The organism is Arthrobacter sp. KUASC02 (assembly GCF_059739395.1).
In genome coordinates this window covers 2,739,893-2,758,760 of record NZ_AP046053.1, presented here as the reverse complement: position 1 = coordinate 2,758,760, position 18,868 = coordinate 2,739,893, and the positions used below count along the sequence as shown (strand labels likewise).

General features: G+C 65.2%; 17 protein-coding genes. 3 read left to right on the top strand and 14 right to left on the bottom strand.

The window, feature by feature from the left end:
* Positions 1-45 precede the first annotated feature (45 nt).
* The 4 genes from AC6JAC_RS12815 to AC6JAC_RS12800 form a co-directional block, all read right to left on the bottom strand.
* Positions 46-2,403: an alpha-L-rhamnosidase-related protein gene (locus tag AC6JAC_RS12815; protein ID WP_497964957.1), complete on the bottom strand. Its 2,358-nt coding sequence runs from the start codon at positions 2,401-2,403 to the stop codon at positions 46-48.
* A 106-nt stretch (positions 2,404-2,509) separates the two neighbouring features.
* Complete coding sequence (locus AC6JAC_RS12810) at positions 2,510-3,775, bottom strand: ABC transporter substrate-binding protein (RefSeq protein WP_347898848.1); 1,266 nt, start codon at positions 3,773-3,775, stop codon at positions 2,510-2,512.
* Positions 3,776-3,858: 83 nt separating this feature from the next.
* Positions 3,859-4,677, bottom strand: coding sequence for a carbohydrate ABC transporter permease (locus tag AC6JAC_RS12805; RefSeq protein WP_497964954.1), 819 nt, complete (start codon positions 4,675-4,677; stop codon positions 3,859-3,861).
* Positions 4,674-5,639: a carbohydrate ABC transporter permease gene (locus AC6JAC_RS12800; RefSeq protein WP_497964952.1), complete on the bottom strand. Its 966-nt coding sequence runs from the start codon at positions 5,637-5,639 to the stop codon at positions 4,674-4,676. Before AC6JAC_RS12800 ends, AC6JAC_RS12805 begins: the two co-directional genes overlap by 4 nt.
* A gap of 299 nt (positions 5,640-5,938) precedes the next feature.
* Between AC6JAC_RS12800 and AC6JAC_RS12795 the strand changes: the two genes are divergently transcribed.
* Positions 5,939-6,985, top strand: a complete 1,047-nt coding sequence (locus AC6JAC_RS12795) for a LacI family DNA-binding transcriptional regulator (protein WP_497964950.1) — start codon at positions 5,939-5,941, stop codon at positions 6,983-6,985.
* Here AC6JAC_RS12795 and AC6JAC_RS12790 read toward each other — a convergent pair.
* From AC6JAC_RS12790 to AC6JAC_RS12765, 6 genes are all read right to left on the bottom strand, one after another.
* Positions 6,982-7,635 (bottom strand): IclR family transcriptional regulator, encoded by a 654-nt coding sequence (locus AC6JAC_RS12790; RefSeq protein ID WP_028272749.1) that lies wholly within the window; start codon positions 7,633-7,635, stop codon positions 6,982-6,984. The genes AC6JAC_RS12795 and AC6JAC_RS12790 overlap by 4 nt on opposite strands.
* Positions 7,636-7,655: 20 nt before the next feature.
* Positions 7,656-9,341: a thiamine pyrophosphate-binding protein gene (locus tag AC6JAC_RS12785; RefSeq protein WP_497964948.1), complete on the bottom strand. Its 1,686-nt coding sequence runs from the start codon at positions 9,339-9,341 to the stop codon at positions 7,656-7,658.
* A gap of 34 nt (positions 9,342-9,375) precedes the next feature.
* Positions 9,376-9,915 (bottom strand): gamma carbonic anhydrase family protein, encoded by a 540-nt coding sequence (locus AC6JAC_RS12780; protein ID WP_497964946.1) that lies wholly within the window; start codon positions 9,913-9,915, stop codon positions 9,376-9,378.
* A gap of 91 nt (positions 9,916-10,006) precedes the next feature.
* Complete coding sequence (locus tag AC6JAC_RS12775; RefSeq protein ID WP_497964944.1) at positions 10,007-11,440, bottom strand: 2-hydroxycarboxylate transporter family protein; 1,434 nt, start codon at positions 11,438-11,440, stop codon at positions 10,007-10,009.
* 57 nt (positions 11,441-11,497) lie between these two features.
* Positions 11,498-12,373 carry a hydroxymethylglutaryl-CoA lyase gene (locus AC6JAC_RS12770; protein ID WP_497964942.1) on the bottom strand — a complete coding sequence of 292 codons (876 nt, stop codon included), beginning with the start codon at positions 12,371-12,373 and terminating at the stop codon, positions 11,498-11,500.
* The gene (locus AC6JAC_RS12765; RefSeq protein WP_497964940.1) at positions 12,374-13,609 is read right to left on the bottom strand and encodes a CaiB/BaiF CoA transferase family protein; all 1,236 of its coding nucleotides are present in this window, start codon (positions 13,607-13,609) and stop codon (positions 12,374-12,376) included.
* A gap of 183 nt (positions 13,610-13,792) precedes the next feature.
* Between AC6JAC_RS12765 and AC6JAC_RS12760 the strand changes: the two genes are divergently transcribed.
* Entirely contained in the window at positions 13,793-14,572 is a 780-nt protein-coding gene (locus AC6JAC_RS12760; RefSeq protein WP_497964938.1) for a type 1 glutamine amidotransferase domain-containing protein, read from the top strand.
* Positions 14,573-14,657: 85 nt separating this feature from the next.
* On the opposite strand, the gene AC6JAC_RS12755 is transcribed toward AC6JAC_RS12760, so the two are convergent.
* The 4 genes from AC6JAC_RS12755 to AC6JAC_RS12740 all read right to left on the bottom strand — a co-directional run bounded on the left by AC6JAC_RS12755 (position 14,658) and on the right by AC6JAC_RS12740 (position 18,134).
* Entirely contained in the window at positions 14,658-15,185 is a 528-nt protein-coding gene (locus AC6JAC_RS12755) for a DUF427 domain-containing protein (protein WP_347898829.1), read from the bottom strand.
* A gap of 53 nt (positions 15,186-15,238) precedes the next feature.
* The gene (locus AC6JAC_RS12750) at positions 15,239-16,381 is read right to left on the bottom strand and encodes an amidohydrolase family protein (RefSeq protein ID WP_497964936.1); all 1,143 of its coding nucleotides are present in this window, start codon (positions 16,379-16,381) and stop codon (positions 15,239-15,241) included.
* Entirely contained in the window at positions 16,381-17,655 is a 1,275-nt protein-coding gene (locus tag AC6JAC_RS12745) for a type I glutamate--ammonia ligase (protein WP_497964934.1), read from the bottom strand. Before AC6JAC_RS12745 ends, AC6JAC_RS12750 begins: the two co-directional genes overlap by 1 nt.
* 128 nt (positions 17,656-17,783) lie before the next feature.
* Entirely contained in the window at positions 17,784-18,134 is a 351-nt protein-coding gene (locus AC6JAC_RS12740) for a ribosomal maturation YjgA family protein (protein WP_497964932.1), read from the bottom strand.
* Between the two features lie 323 nt (positions 18,135-18,457).
* On the opposite strand from AC6JAC_RS12740, the gene AC6JAC_RS12735 reads away from it, so the two are divergent.
* A complete protein-coding gene (locus tag AC6JAC_RS12735; protein WP_347898821.1) occupies positions 18,458-18,856 on the top strand; it encodes a hypothetical protein in 399 nt (132 codons plus the stop codon).
* The last annotated feature ends 12 nt before the right edge of the window (positions 18,857-18,868 follow it).

Below are 18,868 nucleotides of genomic sequence, written 5' to 3'. Positions count from 1 at the left end.
CATTTCTTGGTTGCTGCGCGGCAGTGCGTCAGAGGATGTAGGTCGTCAGAGGATGAAGGTCAAGGTGCGTCGGCCGGTGTCGACGTGCTCGGTGGTTCCGGAAGCGGTAGCGGGAAGGTTCAGCACGGCGGCTACGGGGGCGGAGACTGTCACCTCCCGGCCGGAAGGCGTGCGTTTCCACGCCACCGTGACCAAGCCCTGGGGGGTGGGGACGGTTCCTTCGGCCCACTCCAGGTCGCTCGGTGCCGGGTCGATGGCAACGCTTGTGAAGCCTGGCGCTGCCGGTGACACGCCGAGGATGTAACGCGGGAAGTGCTGCAGCGGCACGCTGCCCCAGGCGTGGCAATCACTGCGCAGGCTTACCGTGTCTTCTGCCCAGGTCGTAAGGTTTTGAGCCAGCATGTCCTCCCAGGGTTTCCAGTCCACGCTGTAGTGGGCGCCGGCAAGCCGGAGGGCATCAAAAAGGTCCAGTGCGGTGGCGTAGGAGCACGGAGCAAGGCGACTGTCCGCCACGGCCCTGCGGAGCAGGTCCGCGGCCGCAGCGCCCTGCACAACTCCGGAGAGGACGGCCCACATCTGGGCGTGGACGCTCTGCGGTGACCCGCTGTCCGTGTCTAGGTAATAGCCTGTTTGCTCGTCCCAGGCAGGCCCGTCCGCAATCCGGCGGGTCACGGCGTCCGCGCGGGAGGTGTACTCCTCGGCGAGTCCTGTCCGCCCGCAGAAGTCCGCGATGGATGCCGCTGACTTCAGGGCGGAGATGTACATGAATGTGGCTATGGTGTTAGCCCGGCGGGGTCCCAGATCGGGGACGCCGCGGCTGGCCCGCCAGGCTTCTGTCCAGTCAACGAAGTTCCACAGAATACCGTCGCCCTCGGCGGAGATGATGAATCCGTCGGGGGACAGCCGGTCGTCAAAGTAGCCCAGGACGGCGTCTATCCTGCCGATGAACCGCTCGGTGAAGGAACGGTCGCCAACGAAATCGACGTGCTCTGCGACCATCCTGATCCAGTAGAGAGAGAAGCCGGGGATGAACTGGGGCTCGACACAGGGGGAACGGCTTTCGGTCAGCCCGGTCGGGCTTCCGGAGGCCGCGAAGTCCCCGATGGCCCGCCTGATGAGCCGGTCATCAGCCGACAGGTGCAGCGAAAACAGTGCCTGAGAACGGGTGTCCATGGCGTATTGCAGCTGTTCATAGAACGGGCAGTCCTCGAAGGTTTCATGCATGCAGTTCAGCAGGGTCCGAACGCTCACGTCCCACAGCTGACGCTGCACATCCGAGGACGATGAGAACGAGCCCGTGACGTCGAGCGGATAATGCGTCCGGGTGAGTTTCAGGGATTGCAGCCGGAGGGGCGCGTCCGTCGTGGTGATTCTGAGCCGCAGGTACCGGAAGGTCCTGAACCAGAAGGGCGAGAATACTTCTGGGGCGTTCGGGGTGCCGGTCCCCGCGAAGACGTAGTGGTCCGGGTCCCCGTAGAGGTCACCGGTGACGTGATCGGTGCGGTCTGCTTTCCGGCGGAGCCAGGGTATGTCAACGGGGAGCTGTTCGTAGCACTCGGCCGCCGTGAGCTGCAGCCGGGCGCCGTGGCCCGCTTCGACGGCAATGGCCAGGAACGCGGTCATCAGGAACCCGGCGTCCACATCAACGCTAACGTCTGAGTTGGGCGGGATCTCCACCGTGTTGCCGCTGAGGAGCCGTGTCCAGTCAAGTCCCGGGTCCGAAGTCCTGGTGACGCCGATGACCGGCACGGGGGCCAGTGTCAGCTGCGGTATGGGCCGTGCTGCAAGGGGCGGCCTGGGTGTTGCGATGAACGGCTCCTGGCTGTCCAGCGCGGGGATCCGCCAGGCGGCGTCATTGAAACTTCCGCTGAGCCAGCCGTGCTCGCTGACGGCCCCATCCACTGTTTCCTGGATGCCGAGGAAAAGAGTGTTGCGGCCCTGATGGAACCGACGCCCCTTCACCGGCCGGCATTTCCAGGCCGTCGGAACCGAAAGGTCCGTTTCCCCGACGATTCCCCTGACCAGCAAACCGGGCCTGCCCGTACGCTGGACCGACGCGTTTCCGAGGGACGTCGGTGAATACGTCAAGACGTCGATCCCGATGATGTTCTCACCGGCGACAAGGAAGGAAGCGACGTCGACGGCATCGGCGAACCACGTCCGGCCGGAAGGCTTGGCGGGGCCGGCGGCGACAAGTGCGCCGTTGATGTGCAGCCGGTAGCGTGAGTCGGCGCTGATATGGAGCCATGCCGGGCCGGCTACGGGGGAATCGACGGCGACGCGGGAACGGAACCGCATGGACGATGCGACACCGTCGCCGGGTACCCCATCGGGGCCCGCAGGCAGTTCGAACCACGGACCGCCCAGATCCTGCTTCGTAACGACGTGCTCTGTTTGAACCACTGGGAAGCTTTTCATTTCTCATCGACGTTTCTTGGGGTTGCCGGTTGGTCGGCAAAGGGTGAGTAGCGAGGGGCGGCCATGGTTGATGGCCGCCCCTCTGCCGGTCCTATTTCAGTGCGCCGGTAAAGGCTTCCTGCATTGAGGTCAGGACGTCCTTCGGGGCCTTGGATCCGCCGAGCATCTCCTGGACACCCGTCAGGTGAAGGTTCTGTACCTGGGGTGACGGCCAGTCAACGTCAGGGAACGGAACAGTCTTTCCTTCTTCGACGAAGGGAACCTCGAGCCTGTTGACGTCGTTGGCCTCGATCACGCCTCCGGGAGCCACGCCGAACTTGTCGGCGTTCATGGCGCTGCCTTCTTTGCCGGCCAGGAATTCGAGGAACTTTTTCGCGCCGTTGGCGTTTTTGGCTTTGGCGTTGACGCCCCAGCCCACTCCGAGTCCGAAAGCCAAACGGGTGTCGGCTGCTGTGTCGGTTGCCGGAAGGGGCGCCAGCTGGATCTTCAAATCGGGATTCGCTTTTGTCATGGAGTTGCCCATTGTCGAAATCTGGATGGCGCCGAGGGCGCGGCCGTCGGCCACCATGGCGGTCTGGCTGTCCACTGAGGTGCCCAGGGCGTCCTTGTTGAAGCAGCCCTTGTCGTACATTTCCTTGTACTTGGTCATGGCGTCTGCCCAGCTGCTGTCCTGGAAGGTGGCTTCCTTGTTGAGTTGCTTCTGGTTGAAGTCCGGATCCTTGGCGTAGACGTCCGTGGCCGCCAGGGCGTAGGTGACCAGCTGGGTGACCCATTGGGTCTGTGCGCCCAGGGCATAAGCCACCTTGCCGGCCTTTTGCGCGTCGGCGCACAAGCCCAGGACTTCGGCGTAGGTTGTGGGGATCTTCAGTCCGGCGTCCTGCAAAGCCTTGGCGTTGTAGACGCCGCCCAGGGTGTTGGCCGTGGCCACGTCGGTGAACATGTACCTCTTGCCCTCGTAGCTGGTCGGGGCAGTGGTGGACCCAGGCTGGCCGGAAGCCCAGCTTTCGCCGGACAGATCCGCGAGGTAGCCGTTCTTGGCAAGGGTGCGTACGGCAGTGGCGTTTCCGCTGCCAGGGAAGACGTTCAGGACGTCGGTGGCGGTTCCTGCCGAGAGGCGGGTGCCCATCTGCTGGTTGTAGCTGTCCGTGGGGATGACCGTGTATTCGATCGTCAGGTCCGGGTTGAGTTCGTGAAACTTGTCGGCGATTGCCTTCCACTTCTCATCGGAGCCGGACAGCCGGGCCACGGTGACTGTGCCGCTTGAGCTGGCTGCAGGCGGGTTTGAGGAACATCCGGTGAGCGAGATGCCGACGGCGGCTATCACCCCGATGGCGGTGAGGACATTCTTGTGACGCATGATTCTCCCTTGAAAGGCATGGGTTGGGGGGTGTGGACGGCGGGTGGTGCTGGTTGGGCGGGGATGTTGCGTGCGTGCTGCGCTCAACCCTTCAGACCTCCTGCGAAGCCCTTGATGATGCTTCGCTGCAGGAGGAAGTAGAAGATCAGGAGGGGGACGACCCCGATGATGAGGGCGGCGAAGATCGTTCCCCACTGGTTCACGTACTGCCCGGTAAAGGAGTAGATCGCGATCGGGATGGTGTTCGTTCCGCTACCCGAGAGGTAAAGGAGAGGGGTAAAGAAGTCGTTCCAGACATGGATTGTGTTCAGGATGACGACGGTGCCTGTGATGGGGCGCATCAACGGGAACACGACCTGCCAGAAGACCCGGAACGGGCGTCCGCCGTCCAGGGTGGCTGCTTCCTCGAAATCAAGGGGAAGTGACCGCAGGAACTGAACGTAGAGGAAGATGGAAAAGGGCATCTGTGCACCGACGTAGATGATGATCAGACCCCAGATCGACCCGATCAGTTGCAGGTCCCGGAAGGTCGTGTACAGCGGGATGAGCGCCAGCAGGCCGGGGATGAGCAGCCCGCCCAGGAAGAACGCAAATGTCAGCTTGGACCAGGTCCGGGTTATGCGGGCCAGCGGGTAGGCTGCGGAGGCGCTGATCACGACGATCAGGAAAACTGACACGACGGTGATGACGATGTTGTTGACCATTGCGGGCCCCAGTCCTCCGCTGACCCATGCGGTGACGAAGTTGTCGAACGACGGGTTCTGGACGGGCGCCAGGGACGTTGTTACGCCTCCCGGCTTAAGGGCGGTGTTCAGCAGTACGTATACCGGGGCCGCGAACAGCAGGGCGACAAGGATCATGACGACCTCGAGGACGCCCGTCTTCAGGGTGTAGCGCTTCATTTGTCTTCTCCTCGGCGGAGCAGGGTGAACTGGATGATGGAAGCGATCGCGACGAACGCGGTCAGGACCAGCGTCAGGGCGGTGCTGTATCCGAACAGCTGGAACTGGAAGGCGTCCTTGTAGGCGATAGTGCTCAGGCTTTCGGTGGCGCTTCCCGGCCCGCCCTGGGTCATGATCAGCACCTGGTCGAACAGCTTCAGGCCGCCGATGAGTGACAGCATGAGGTTGATGGTCATGGACGGAGCCAGCAGGGGCCGGGTGATGTTCCAAAAGGTCTTGAAAGACCCGGCCCCGTCGAGGCTGGCGGCTTCGTAGATGTCCTCCGGGATGCTTTGGAGGCCCGCCAGGAAGATCACCATGGAGTATCCGGCAAACTGCCATACCACTACGGAGATAATTGCCGGCAACGCCAGTTGGGCGTTTCCGAGCCAGTCCTGGGCCATGAAGTCCAAGCCGATCGCTCGAAGGGCGATGTTCAGCGCCCCTTGGGGGGCAAGGATGTACTGCCAGAGGTTTGCCACAACGAGTGGCGTAACCACCGCCGGTGCAAAGAACAGGACCCGGAGCCAGTTGCGGGAGCGGATGGCGGAGTTGACGCCAAGCGCCAAAAGCAGGCCGATGAAGTTTTGAACCACCGTGATGCCGAGCGCGTATAGGGCGGTGTTCATGATTGATGCGCCGGCAGCGGAGTCCCGGAAGACGCGGAAGAAGTTGTCCAGTCCGACGAAGTCGAAACGCGGAGACAGCCCGTCCCAGTCCGTCAGTGAGTAGAACGCCCCGCGCCAGCTGGGGATCACGACAACCAGGGTGAACAGCGCCAGCGCCGGCAGCAGGAACCACCACGGCGCCCTTGTGCCGACGCCTGCCCGGCGTCTGCTCGGCCGGGCAGGCCGGGGCGGCTGGGGTGTCGTGGAACGGCCAGGGTCCCCCGTGCGGGGGTCTGCGAGTTCACGTTGGGTCATCGCATTTTCCATTCTCTTCGTCGAGGACGTCTCCGCCTCTGGCGGAGGTGAAACCCACCGCTCTGAAACGTTTCAGAGAAAGTTGCGCGGCCTGAGCTTCGGCTCTTCGCGATGGGGGTGTCCGGTGTGATGTTCCAGTAATACGTTCTACGAAGATGTAAGCACATTCTCGCTGAATCCGTGTAGTACGTTATACACTTTTTATAGCGTAGATCACAACATGGCGATCTGCCAAGGGGTCGTCGCTACTTATGCGATAAGAAGGGGTGATCACCATCAACGCAGCTCAAGGAGGCGCGATGAGCAGGAGTTCCGTGACCAAGCGGCCCACGATCGTGGACGTTGCAGCCCACGCGGGTGTTTCCACCGCCGCCGCGTCCAAAGTGCTTCGCGGCGCCTACGGTGTTAGCCCGGAAATGAAGGCCAAGGTGCAGGCTTCCATGAAGGCACTCGGATACCGGCCGCTGGCCTCCGCCCGTGGCATGCGCGGCCGAACGTACACCGTGGCCGTCGTCGTCGCGGACCTGCACAACGAATTCTCATCGCTGCTCGTCGAAGGCATCAGGCGGGAGTGCGAACGGCAGAAGTACCGGCTGCTGGTGGCTCCTGCGGGCTCGGGCAAGGACGCCCAGGACCGCATGGTCGAAGACCTGATCGACCGGGCAATGGACGGAATCGTCCTGATTTCCCCCCTCGGCACCGACGCCGAGCTGGAGGAACTGGCCAAGAAAATCCCTGTTGTCGTACTCGGCCGCCACGGGGCCAGCCCTGAGTTCGATTCCGTCGCCGCCGACGACTTTGCCGGTGCGAACCTCGTAGTTGACCATCTTGTGTCCCTCGGGCATCGGCAGATTACCTACGTCAACCACACGACGACCGGAACGAACGACGCCAGGCTCCCTGAGGAGGTCCGCGTCCGCGGGTATGTCGATGCGATGATCCGTCACGGCCTGGGGGACGCCATTGACATCATCCAATCGCAGTGGAGCCAGGAAGGGGGCGAGGAATCGGGCCGGTTGATCCTGTCCCGGAAAGAGAGGCCTACGGCTGTGTTTGCCGGCTGCGACGTTGCTGCGTTCGGTGTCCTGACGGCACTGTGGAACGCGGGCATCCGGGTGCCGGACGAAATATCCGTGGCGGGCTTTGACAACATCTTCACCACGTCGCTGGCGCCGATCTCGATGACTACGGTCGATCAATCAGGCCTCAACATGGGTTCAACCGCCGGACGCCTCCTGCTGGAGCGTGTGGGCGGCAGGGCCGAGGCCGTGAACAGCAGCGTGCTGCCGGTCCTGGTGCCGCGCGGGACCAGTGCGGCGCCCCTGGTTGAGGTGGGTAAGGGCTAGGTCCGTCGCCGGGCTGCTTCGGCAATGCGCTCCGCCGCCTGCACCACCAGGTTGCCGTGGTCCTTGCCCGGGGACTCAGAGACCCTGGCCAGCGGCATGGCGAGGCAGACTGCGGCGATGATTCCGTCGTCGGTGCGCACGGGGGCGCTGACGGAGCCCAGGCCGGGCGTGCGGGAACCTATCGATTCAATCCAGCCCCTGGCGGCCAGTTCTGCCAGGGCATCCTCCTCCGCGGCGAGGAGCCGGCCGCTGGACCCTTGGGGGAGGGGCAGCCTGGAGCCGGGAGGCAGGGTGGCGCGGAGTTCGTGCCGGCTGTCGACGCTAAGCAGGCACACGCGGTCGTCCCCCCGGCGCACCCACAGCTGTGCTGTTTCGCCGGTCTGGTCGCGGAGGTCGTTGAGGGCGGGTATTCCCGCATTTTCGAGAGCTGACCTGACGAACCGGTCCCCGAGCCGGAACGCGCCGCCTTCGGTTCGGCGGAGGAAGCCGTAGTCGGCGAGTTGCAACGCAAGGCGGTGCGCCGTCGACAGCGACAGGCCGGTGCGCCGGGACAGCTCGCTGGCCGACGCCGAGGACCGGCCCACGGCATCGAGGATGGCGGCGGCACGTTCGAGCGTGCGGTTGGGTCCGTTGGTGTCGCTAGAGGGCATGTGGCCAGCTTATGGCGTCGCTAGCCTTTGGCTGCCACGGACTCAGCCATGAACTCGGCCACCACTTTTTGGGAGATCGCCACGTCCAGGACGTAAACGCCTTCCTGGCGGGACCCAAGCCACTCCTGCAGCTGGCCAAGGTCGGCCAGGGTGCGGGCCTTGGCGCCCTGGGCGCCCAGTGCACGCCCGACGGCGGCGAAGTCCACTTCGTCGATCAGCATCGCCTGGTCGTGGAGTCCCTTGGCGGCGTACTGGTGAAGCTCCGCTCCGTAGGCTGAGTCGTTGAGCACCACCACCACACCTTTTCGGGTGGCCCGGAGGAAAGTCTCGAAGTCGGCGAGCCCCATCAGCCCGCCGCCGTCGCCGCTGACCAGGACGGTGGTGCGCTCCGGTCGGGCCACCGAGACGCCGGCCGCGGACCCGAAGCCCAGGCCGATCGATTGGAAGGCGGTGCCCACCAGCACCATGGCGTGCGGGTCCGGCACGGTCAGGTACATGGGCGCCCAGCCGATGAAGTGGCCGCCGTCCATGACCACAGAGCGTTCGGCCGGGAGGATGCGGTCCAGTGCGGCCACGACGGCACGCGGGTTCAGCCGTCCATCCGGTCCGAACTCGCCCGGGTCCTCGCTGGGTACGGAGGACCGGAACTCGGCCCTGGATACCTCCGGCACGTGGTCACGCCAGGTGGAAGACGAGGCGGTGCGGACGCGCTCCAGCAGGCCCTCGATGAACGGGAGAATGTCCGCCCGGATGTACTCCGCCGCCGGCTGTCCCGGGTCCGGTTCGTTGTCCACCCGGACAATTTTGGTGCCGTCCGGGAACAGTGTTCCGTAGCGTGTTTGGAAGGTGTTCAGGCTGGCTCCCACCACCAGGACGACGTCGGCCTGGCGCGCGACGGCCAGGCGGTGGCTGCGGGTGAACCCGCCGGCAATGCCGAGGTCCCACGGGCTGTTGAACGCGTTGGCCGCCATGACTGATGTCATGTAGAGCGCGCCGAGCCGGTCTCCCACGCCGCGCAGGGGTTCAGCCGCCTGTGCCAGCAGGACGCCCCGCCCTGCCAGGATCAGCGGCCGTTCCGCTGGTGCGAGCAGGCCGGCGACTCGGTCCAGGTTTCCCGGTTCTGCGGGCCACGCAGGCTTTGCCGGCAGGGGCTCGAGCGGTTCCGGAACCGAAGGCGGGGCGGTGGCGAGGTTATAGGGAATGGCCACGATCACGGGCTGGACGCTCTGCAGTGCGAGGTCGAACGCGCGGTGGGTGATGGCGGCGGCGTTGCCCGGGCCGGCCACCAAGGTCACTACACCGACTGCCTCTGCTGCCTTGGCCTGATCGACGTCGAAGGGTCTCTGGCCGGTGGACGGCGCGTCTCCCACCACGAGGACCAGCGGGATGCGGGCCATCCGCGCCTCGGCGAGGGTGGTGTACGCGTTGGTGAAGCCGGCGCCGTAGGTGGTGGTGGCGGCGGCAATGCTTCCGGTCGCCCGGTGGTACGCGTCCGCCATGGCCACGGTGGCAGCCTCGTGCCGGGCCGATGTGAAGGGAAAACCCCGGCGTGTGAGCCGGCTGATGAGGTGGGCGTTGCCGTTGCCCATCAGGCCGAACAGATGTCCGGCCCGCTCCGCTAGGACGTCCGCGACGACCGCGGATACGTGGCCTTCGTCCGGGAGGGCGGGTGCGTCGGTTGCAGGTTCTGTGCTGGTGATGATCATGGTTTCCTTCATGTTCCTGGGTTCGGGCAAGGCGCTAGCTGCCGGACGGGACCAGCCGGGCGGCGCCGCGGTGCTTCCTGGTGAGCTCGAGGTAGGTGGCGGCGTTTTGGCTGCAGTGCTTGATTTCTTCGGGGGTGAGCGGGCGGCGCACCTTTCCGGGGACGCCTGCCACGAGCGATCCCGGCGGGACCTCCATACCTTCGAGCACCAGGGCGTTGGCTGCGATCAGGGAGCCGGCGCCGATGACGACGCCGTTCAGGATCGTCGCATTCATTCCGATCAGCGTCCGGTCCCCGACGGTGCAGCCGTGCAGCACGGCCCCGTGCCCCACGCTGACCCTGCTGCCAACGCGTGCCGGGTAGCCCGGGTCGGCGTGAATGACGGCGCCGTCCTGGATGTTGCTGCCGGCGCCGATGCTGATGTCCTCCATGTCCGCCCGCACCACGGCGCCGTAGAAGATTCCGGTGCCGGCACCTATGGTTGCCGAGCCGACGACGACGGCGGTGGGGGCTATCCACGCATCTTCCGAGAGTGCGGGGTTGCGGCCGTCGACGGCCAGGATGTGCGAGGTCATGGGTTTTCCTTTGCTGGGGTGGAGGGGCGGTGCCCCGCGGAAGGTGCGGGGCACCGCCGTCGTAATTCCGTGGTGCCGGGTGAACCGGCAGTTAGCCGAGGAACGGGACGATCAGGGAGGTTACGAAGAGGACCAGCGCACCGCCGAGGCGGTTGGTTAGGGCCGCGAATGGCATGAGGTGCATGCGGTTCGCCGCGCTGAGGACCGCCACGTCACCGCTGCCGCCGGTGTCCGCCATCACCAGGCCGGGTGTGATGGAGGCTTCGACGAAGTTGAACTTGACCAGCCATCCAAGGATGCCGGAGGTCAGGGTGGCGATGACGACCGTGCAGATGGTCAGGAGGATGAACAGCGGGTTGCTGAGCGAGGCGAGCACGTCGGTGATGTCGATGTAGGTGAGGCTGACGCCCACCAGGAGTGCGGGAACCAGGACGGCGCCGATCAGGTCGCCCCAGTCCGCGGTGGAGTCCTCGACGTCCTGGGGGAGCAACCCGAAGATCTTGACGGCGGCGGCGGCGATGATGGCCCAGGCGTAGGGGTGCAGCCCGGGAAGGAATCCCGCGGCGAGGTTGCCGAAGACAAAGAGGCTGCCGGCGATGAGCAGGCCCTTGCCCAGGGCGATGAAGGAGGAGGTGTCCCGCTTCGGAGGCAGGGTGAGCTCGTCCGAGCGGCCTTTGATCCGCAGGAGCTGGCCGTGCCCGTTGAAGCCGACGAAGAGCTGCTTTTTGCGCTTGCCCAGTCCGTTATAGACGCCGGCGATGAGGATGCAGACGACATTGGCCATGACCACGGCGGACATGAGGTCACCCATAAAGGTGGCGGAGTCACCGCCGGTGGCGGAGGCGTACATCTCGGACATCGGCAGGGCGCCGACGCCCAGCCCGCCGGCCATGATGGGTGCGGCGACAAAGAGGATCCCCTCGATGAACCCAAAGCCGGTCAGGGCAGCGATGAGCCCCACAAGGACGAAGGTGGCGATGAGGCAACCCACGATGGGCACCGCGAAGCGAGGTCCTGCCTTGAGCAGGAGCGCCCGTGGCATGCCCAGGATGGAACCGGCGATGATGCCGACGACGAAGAAGTCCAGGAAGCCGTGGCCGTCGATGAAGTTCTGCACCACGGTGACCAGGTTCCCGGGCATCAGGCCGAGGAAGGCCAGGGTGGCGGGAGCGAAGGTGCACAGGACGGTCGGCAGCCCGAAGTCGCGGACCACGGGGAACAGGTTCCCGGTCCAGATGAACAGGCCGCCGAGCAGGATGGTGGTGGCAAAGCCGGCCACCATCGTGTCGGGGAGGTTGCCGGTCAGGGCGGCGGTCAGGACAAGGCCTGCGAGGACGAGGTACAGCGGGGCGGGAAGGCTGGCGATGCGGAAGCCTTGCCGGCCGGGATAGTGGGTCCCGGGACGTGGGCCAGCGGTCCGGGTCACCGGGTGTTCGATGCCCCCGGCGGGGCCGGGGGAGGGTTCGTTCATGGCCGTGTCCGTTGGTTCGGTGGGAAATTCCGTGGTGCGCGGGCTTGTAGACATCTTCGTCTCCAAAACGGTGAGTAGGAATTGTTAGCGGGAATGTTGTGCGGTTGGGGGTTAGCGGGCAGGGTCCAGCAGCCCGGCGGCGGGGGAGCGCAGGAGGATCCCGCGGGCGAGCCTGACCGCTTCAGCGAGGCGGTCCTCGCTGATGCCGGTTTCGTGGCCTTCGGCGTGCAGGTGCCTGACCAGTTCCTCGGTGGCGATGTTGCCGTGAGCGCCGGGCGCGAACGGGCAGCCGCCGTAGCCGCCGAGTGCGGCGTCGAAACGGACGACGCCGGTCCCCGCCGCAGCGCTGGCGGTGGCCAGTGCCTGGCCGTGGGCGTTGTGGAGGTGCAGGTAGTAGGTCAGCTCAGGTTCGGCGTCGCGGACTGCGTGCAGGCTGGCCATCACCCGCGCGGTGGGAGTGGTGCCCAAGGTGTCGGCCAGCCCGACGTCGGCGATTCCCATGTCCTTGAAGGCGCGGACCACACGCAGCAGGTAGCCGGGGTCGATGCTGCCCTCGAACGGGCACGTGAAAGCAGTGGAGATCCCGGCGAAAAAACGGACCTCCGGGTACCGGGAAACTGCCTCGCTGATGCCGGCGAGGGCGTCTTCGATGGCCTGCCCTGCGTTGGCGTTGCTGTGCGCCTGGCTGGCGGAGGTGACCACCTGGATATCGGTTGCGCCTGCGGCCACGGCCCGGTCAATGCCCTTTCCGTTGAGCGCCAGGCTGGTGAAGGTCACGCCGTGAACTGCGGGCAGGATGGAAATGATGTCGGCGGCGTCGGCCATCTGCGGCACGCGTTTCGGGTTGACGAAGGACGCCGCTTCGATGCGTTGGAGCCCTGCTGCGATCAGGGCCTCGGCGATTTCGAGTTTGTGCGCTGTTGACACAATGACCGGTTCGTCCTGGAGGCCGTCGCGCAGGAAGACGTCGGTGATTTCCACCTTCATTTAGCGCACCCCCTGCAGTCCGAGCCCGGCAATTTCGCCGGCGGTCATGCCGGCAAGTTCCTGCAGGACCTCTTCCGTGTGCTGGCCCAGATCAGGCCCGACCCATTTGACGCGGCCTTCGTGTCCCGGGATCTTGGGGACAACTCCGGGGAAGCGGATCAGCTCGGGTTCGTTGTCGATGACCACTTCGTGGGTCTGGATCATGTCTCGGGCAAGGTAATGCTTGTCCACGGCGATGCTGGGTGCGTCGTAGACGGGACCCGCGGGGACCCCGGCGTCGTCCAGTTTGTCCAGCACTTCGGTCAGTGGCATGCTGCCCGTCCAGGCGGAGATGGCACCGTTCAGTTCTTCCTCCCGGGCGCCCCGGGCCTCCGTAGCGAGCAGCGATCCGTCCTCGGCCAGGTCCTCGCGGCCGATCGCCCGCATGAGGCGGACGAACACGGAATTGGAGTTGCCGCCGATGACCACCTCCAGGTTGTCCTGGCACAGGTAGGAGCCGGTTGGTACGACGCCGGGCAGGGCGCCGCCGGTGCGCTGCCGGACCATTCCGTACGCGTCGTAGTCCGGGACCAGCGACTCGAGGAGGCTGAACACGCCTTCGTAGAGGGCGACGTCCACCACGTTGGAGCTACCGGCCCGAAGTCCGCGGGCCTTCTGGAACATCAGCATGAGGGCACCGATGACCCCGTACAAACCGGCCACGGTGTCGCCGACGCTGGCCGCCGCACGCCCAGCGGGACGGTCCGGTTCACCGGTGATGTACCGCAGGCCGGCGAAGGATTCCGCGGAGCTGCCAAAACCGGCGCGGTTTTTGTACGGTCCGGTCTGGCCGTAACCGGAGATCCGCACCATCACCAGGTCCGGGTTGAGCTCCTGGAGCACCTCCGGGCCGAGCCCCCACTTCTCGAGGGTGCCCGGACGGAAGTTTTCGATGACAACGTCGCACTGTGCCGCGATCTTCTTGACCGCTTCGCGTCCCGCCTCGGAACGGAGGTCCAGGGCCACCGACTTCTTGTTGCGGCCGATCGTGCGGAACAGCATGGAGGTGGTGCCACGGGTCTTGCGCCAATCCCGCAGCTCGTCACCGCCCTGGGGCTTTTCAATCTTGATGACTTCCGCACCGAAGTCCCCAAAAAGCCGGGCGGCGAACGGCGCCGCGATAAAGCTGCCGAGCTCCAGCACACGGATGCCCTGGAGCGGGAGGGAGTTGCCCTCCAAAGAAAGTTCCTGCGTCATGTGATTCCTGCCTGCGTCTTTGAGTGCAAGACTTCCCACTCAGTGGGAGATGCTTGTCATTGGGCGGATAGACGATAGCAGGGCAATGTGACCGGTGCAACACCTTGGCCGAACGTGATGTAGCGGTTGGGAGGACCCGAATTGGGCTGGGCGTAGGGTGGAAGTGAGACAAAGGAGCACTTCATGAAGAAAATCCTCATGGTACTGACCAGCGTTTCCGAGATCGGCGATACCGGAGAGAAGACCGGCTACAACGTGGCCGAAGCTGCACATCCCTGGAAGGTCTTCAAGGATTCCGGGCATTTCGTCGACTTTGCGTCCATCCAGGGCGGCCAGCCCCCGCGCGACGAGGTGGACTCGGAAGATCCCATCCAGGTTGCGTTCACGCAGGACGAAACCACGCGTGCCGGCCTCTACAACACAGCCCGGGTGGACGTCGTTGATCCCGGCCAGTACGACGCCGTCTACCTCGTGGGCGGGCACGGCACCATGTGGGACTTCCCGGACAGCAAGGGCTTGCAGAACCTCGTAGCCAATGTCTACAACGCCGGCGGTTTGGTGGGCGCGGTCTGCCACGGACCGGCGGGTCTGCTGAACGTGGAACTGGCTAACGGGCTGCGACTCGTCGAGGGCAGGAAGGTGGCCGCCTTCACCAACGAGGAGGAGGTTGCCGTGGGGAAGGACAAGGTCATCCCGTTCTCTTTGGCTGACCGGCTTGAGGAACAGGGCGCCACACACGTCTCCGCTGATGTCTTTCAGGAGAAGGTCGTAGTGGACGACCGGCTGGTGACCGGCCAGAATCCGGCGTCAGCCGCCGGCGTGGCCAAGGAAATGGAAAAGCTCTTCGCAGAGCTCATCCACCAGGAAAAAGCCGAGGAACAGCACGACGCGGAGGCCTTGCGCGCCGAGAAGGACGCCGACAAGAACGCCAGGAAGGCTGCTGCGGCAGGCACCGAGCACTAACGCCCGCAGCCCACGGACCAGTAGCCCACGGACCAGTAGCCCGCTGAAGAGCCAGGTACGTTTTGCCGGCGCGGGAGCTGTGTGCTCACCACCCGGCGGTACCCGGGGCACCCTTGAACGGCCCAACGATCTGCCGGGTGATCCAGCCGCCGTAGAAGTTGCCTTCCTGGGCGGTCACTTGCTCGCCGTTGACCTCGCAGGAATCCATGGAACCGGGGTAGAGGGCCACCCGGGTGCTGAGCGCCTCGAAGCCACGGGTGGGTTCCGGGTAGGTCCATCCGGCACGGGGAGCAGTGACTCCGCCGGCAACAACGTCGAAGTAGTGCGCTTCTCCCTTGAACTCGCAGAAGCTGGTGCCTCCGGCCGGGACGAGTGCGCCGGCCGGGAAGGCGTCCATTGGCAGGTAGTAGACAGGCGGATGACTGGTCTCCAGGACGCGCACTGCGTCGGTGGTGTCGGCAATCACCTGCCCGCCAAGCCGCACGATCACCCGTTCGGAGCGCGGCTCGACCCTCGGCGGCCGCGGGTAGTCCCACACCGATTCCTGGCCGGCCAGGGGTTTGACGGGCTGGGGACGCCGAAAGAAGCCGGATAAACCCTGAGGAGGAACCATGTTCCTATGGTGCCATGTTCCGGTCCCGGTGTATCCGGGGCCGGTACTGGCCGTTATGGCAGCCCGTAGACCCTTCGGGCGTTGTCCCGCGCGACCAGCTCCACCACGCGGCGGGCATCGGCCTCCGACCACTCGTCGTCGTCAATCCACCGGCCGAAGACGGCGGTGATCGCGTTGCGCCACAGCCGGGCGCCGAGGTAGTGGAGTTCAGCCGGGCCGATGGCGTCGGACGAGTAGAGGATCTTAGTGAACGGGGCGAGTTCGAAGGAGCGCGCGATGAGGCTCCGGCTCCGGACCCCAAGGTGGTTCACCGCCAGGCCGACGTCGAGGTAGACGTTGTCGAAGGCCTGGGCCAAATAACCCGCTTCACGCTCAAACGGGTAGCAGTGCAGGAGCAGGACCGGGACCTTGCTGGCCTCCACCGACCGGAGGAAGTCGAGCAGAAGCAGGGGGTTGGCCCGGTCAAGGTCCAGCTCCCGGTCCCCGAACCCGACATGGAGTTGGAGTGGAAGCCCGAGGGAGATCGCGCAGTGCAGGCCAAAACCGATGAGGGTGGGGTCATCAAGGCGCACCGCCCCACCGGACTCGATCCGCTGCCGCCACAGCTTTGCGGACTCGGCGACGTCGCGGTCTGCCGGCGGCCGGCTGAGGTCATGATTGAAGCCGGCCCGGTAGGCAAGAACCGACTTTGCCCCCACGACAATAGGGGCATGGCTGGCCAGCAGTCCGGTGAACGCGTCCACGTAGCCGCCCGGATCCTGGTCCGATTGGATCAGGGTTTCGGCGAGGGTCTCCAGTCGTACGATCTCGTGGACGGTGGCCCCGGCAATTTCCGCCATCCCTCGTGGATCGAGCATCCCAGCGGTCTTGAATCCCGTATCGATTAGCCAGTGGCTCACTCCCGCAGCCCGGGTCATCCGTCGGCTGATTTCCAGTTCGCCGAGTTCGCTGCGGCGCCGCCAGTAGAGCTCGGCCGTGACATGCCGGGGCAAGTCAATGATCTCGGCGCACCAGCGGCGCAAGGCGAACCCCAGCTGGGATTCATAGGCCGCCGAAGGTTCGGCGAGGAGTTCGCTGTTGCCCTCGTTGAGCGAGTTCTGAAAGCGTTCCTCGTCGCTATCGGCCCCGTACGCGCCGTGCACGTGATGGTCGATGAGCCGCACGTCTTCGACAAACCCGGCGAATGACTCCGTCATCAGATGGACCAGGCCAGGCGGAAGAGGGCGCCGAGTTCCTTGGGGTCCTTGGTCCCGTGCGCCTCCTGCTCATGGCGCCGCACCGCCACCGTGGTGTCCACCACCTCGTTGCCCAGCAGCCTTCGGGCGTACGCGGAGTTGTCCAGAGACGTGATGATGGCCGCGGGCGAGTCCGGGACGGTGCCGATCCCTGCGGCGTCCCTTTCCGCCGCGGTAAGACGGGTTGGGTCGCCGGGAATTTCATTGGGCAGGCTGCTGCCGCTGGTGATGCCCTCGAGCGCGAGGGACAGGATGGCGGCAGTGGCCAGGTAGACGTTGGCGGACGGGTCGATGACCTTGACTTCGACACTGGCACCGTGCGGGTTGCTCACACCGCCCTCGACGAAACGGACGGATGCTTCACGGTTTTCCAGGCCCCAGCACAAGAACGCGCCGGACCATGCCCCGGGTGCGAGCCTCATGCCGGACAGGATGGAACCGGTGAGCAGTCCCTGCACCTCCGGAAGCCCTTGGATGATTCCGCCGATCGCGGCTCCGCCCTCTTCGGTGATGCCGTGCGGACCGGAACCGCCGCTGAAGAGGGGTGTTCCGCCACGGGAGAAGGAGAAGTGCTGGTGGGCGCCATTGCCGACCGAGCCCGGGAAAGGTGCGGGAGAGAAGGAGGCCTGCAGCTTGTGTGCACGGGCGACCCTGCCGACAATGATCTTTGCCAGCACTGCGGTGTCCGCTGCTGCGAGTGGATCCTTCGGGGCAAGTGAAAGCTCAAACTGGTTGCGGCCGTATTCCGCGTGAAGCTGCTCAACCTGGGCACCCGAATCGTTCATGGCAGCCACCAACTCAGCCAGGAACTGCTCCCGGTCCAGCAATCCGGTGAGTCCGTACGGAGCCCAGGGGGCGTCGTCGAGCGCTGTGCCGTCGGCGGCGACAAGCACGAATTCCAGCTCGTGGCCCACGAGAGCGTGATAGCCGGCGTTCCTGACCCGCTCCTGGACGCGGGCGAGCGCGCCCCGCGGACAGGCCGGATCCCGGCTCCCGTCCTGGAGGAACATGTCAGCGGGTGCCCACGCCAGGCCGCCTCCGAGGCTGCGCAACGCGTCGGGATCGATCCTCAAGCGCAGATCGCCAACGGCACTGATGCTGTCCGTGAAGGCGATTTCGCCGTCGATGCAGAACACGTGCCAGACCGGAGCGGCACCCATGCCGGCCCTGTGGAAGGCGTCGACCCGGGCCGCCGGGACGCTCTTGGCAAGCGTGATTCCGGCCGCGTTCACCATGGATCCTAAGACCAGCCGAACGCCAGCCTCATGTAGCCGGTCCGCTTCCGGATCCGGGCCGGTCGCGTCGAGAGCAGGGAAACCCGAACCATCGCTCATAGGGACATTCTGCACCTTCTGTCCAGCGCCTAGTGGTGGCGACGGCAGCCAACCACCGTGGCCGACATCCGGTCCACGATGTAGGCGACTGCAGCACCACCGGTGTAGGCCAGCAAATCCGCGGTGCCGAACGTGGTTCCAAGGACCAGCCGAAGGAGTGGCCAGGATTGCCCGAGCTCGGCAGGAAGTCCAGTGAGCTGGAGGAGCTCGATCATGGCACAGACAGTAAGGGCAGCGGCAGCAATCAGTGCCTTGGACTTCGACGGAATCACGATTGCCACGAGAACATAGACCATTACCGCGTACAGGCCATCACCCGCAGGACCTGTCCATGCCGCATCGCTGAAGGTGCGAATGCTCAGCCCAAGCACAACGCTCATCAGCCCGGCAATGCACAGCCAAGCCCGTCTTGTTATTGAGCGCCCCGGTTCGACGGAATCGCTCATGGCCCCAGCACCGCCGCTGTTCCCAGCCAGATCATTGCCCAAGCCCCCATTGTCGAATCTGCACTTTCCATCCCTGATGCGGATCCACGGGAATCAACGCGTTCAGCCTAGCTCAGGGCCTTGCCTAGGTTCACGGGCCGGCAGAAAGGGAGCCGTCCTGCCGGGATGTCAACGGCCGCCCGGGCCCGGGAGGTCCTGTGGCCCTAGTCCAACGGGACGCCAAAGGACAAGACTGAGTCATGGAACAGGTTCAGCACATGAGCGCTGAAGAACCGGCGTTGTCTGTCACCACCGTTTTTGCCAGTCTTTCTGAGCTGAGGGACGCCCCCGGCTACAGCCCGAAGGCGATCGCCGAACGGCTCATTGGATCGTTGGGCGCGGACGCCGCGGCACCGCTGCTGGGGGTCAGCGAAGAGCTCCTGGGCCGCTGGGCATCTGCCCAGGATGCGCCGGACGTGCATGGCAGGCTTCAGTTGGCGGACCTCGACGCCCTGGTAGGTCATCTCCACGGTGCTTTCACGCCTGCCCAGGCCATGGTCTGGATGTGCAGCCACAACGCGCAACTGGGATCCAAGCCAATCGATGTGTACCGCATCCAGGGGTCAGGCCCGGTGATCGGGGCCATTCGTGCCCAGGCGAAGGAAGCCTTCGGCTGACCGCATGTGCTG

Bases quoted from the DNA above. Each gene is read 5' to 3' on its own strand.
- AC6JAC_RS12810 (WP_347898848.1), bottom strand. From the start codon at position 3,775: ATGCGTCACAAGAATGTCCTCACCGCCATCGGGGTGATAGCCGCCGTC.
- AC6JAC_RS12805 (WP_497964954.1), bottom strand. From the start codon at position 4,677: ATGAAGCGCTACACCCTGAAGACGGGCGTCCTCGAGGTCGTCATGATC.
- AC6JAC_RS12800 (WP_497964952.1), bottom strand. From the start codon at position 5,639: ATGACCCAACGTGAACTCGCAGACCCCCGCACGGGGGACCCTGGCCGT.
- AC6JAC_RS12795 (WP_497964950.1), top strand. From the start codon at position 5,939: ATGAGCAGGAGTTCCGTGACCAAGCGGCCCACGATCGTGGACGTTGCA.
- AC6JAC_RS12790 (WP_028272749.1), bottom strand. From the start codon at position 7,635: ATGCCCTCTAGCGACACCAACGGACCCAACCGCACGCTCGAACGTGCC.
- AC6JAC_RS12785 (WP_497964948.1), bottom strand. From the start codon at position 9,341: ATGATCATCACCAGCACAGAACCTGCAACCGACGCACCCGCCCTCCCG.
- AC6JAC_RS12780 (WP_497964946.1), bottom strand. From the start codon at position 9,915: ATGACCTCGCACATCCTGGCCGTCGACGGCCGCAACCCCGCACTCTCG.
- AC6JAC_RS12775 (WP_497964944.1), bottom strand. From the start codon at position 11,440: ATGTCTACAAGCCCGCGCACCACGGAATTTCCCACCGAACCAACGGAC.
- AC6JAC_RS12770 (WP_497964942.1), bottom strand. From the start codon at position 12,373: ATGAAGGTGGAAATCACCGACGTCTTCCTGCGCGACGGCCTCCAGGAC.
- AC6JAC_RS12765 (WP_497964940.1), bottom strand. From the start codon at position 13,609: ATGACGCAGGAACTTTCTTTGGAGGGCAACTCCCTCCCGCTCCAGGGC.
- AC6JAC_RS12760 (WP_497964938.1), top strand. From the start codon at position 13,793: ATGAAGAAAATCCTCATGGTACTGACCAGCGTTTCCGAGATCGGCGAT.
- AC6JAC_RS12755 (WP_347898829.1), bottom strand. From the start codon at position 15,185: ATGGTTCCTCCTCAGGGTTTATCCGGCTTCTTTCGGCGTCCCCAGCCC.
- AC6JAC_RS12750 (WP_497964936.1), bottom strand. From the start codon at position 16,381: ATGACGGAGTCATTCGCCGGGTTTGTCGAAGACGTGCGGCTCATCGAC.
- AC6JAC_RS12745 (WP_497964934.1), bottom strand. From the start codon at position 17,655: ATGGTGAACGCGGCCGGAATCACGCTTGCCAAGAGCGTCCCGGCGGCC.
- AC6JAC_RS12740 (WP_497964932.1), bottom strand. From the start codon at position 18,134: ATGAGCGTTGTGCTTGGGCTGAGCATTCGCACCTTCAGCGATGCGGCA.
- AC6JAC_RS12735 (WP_347898821.1), top strand. From the start codon at position 18,458: ATGAGCGCTGAAGAACCGGCGTTGTCTGTCACCACCGTTTTTGCCAGT.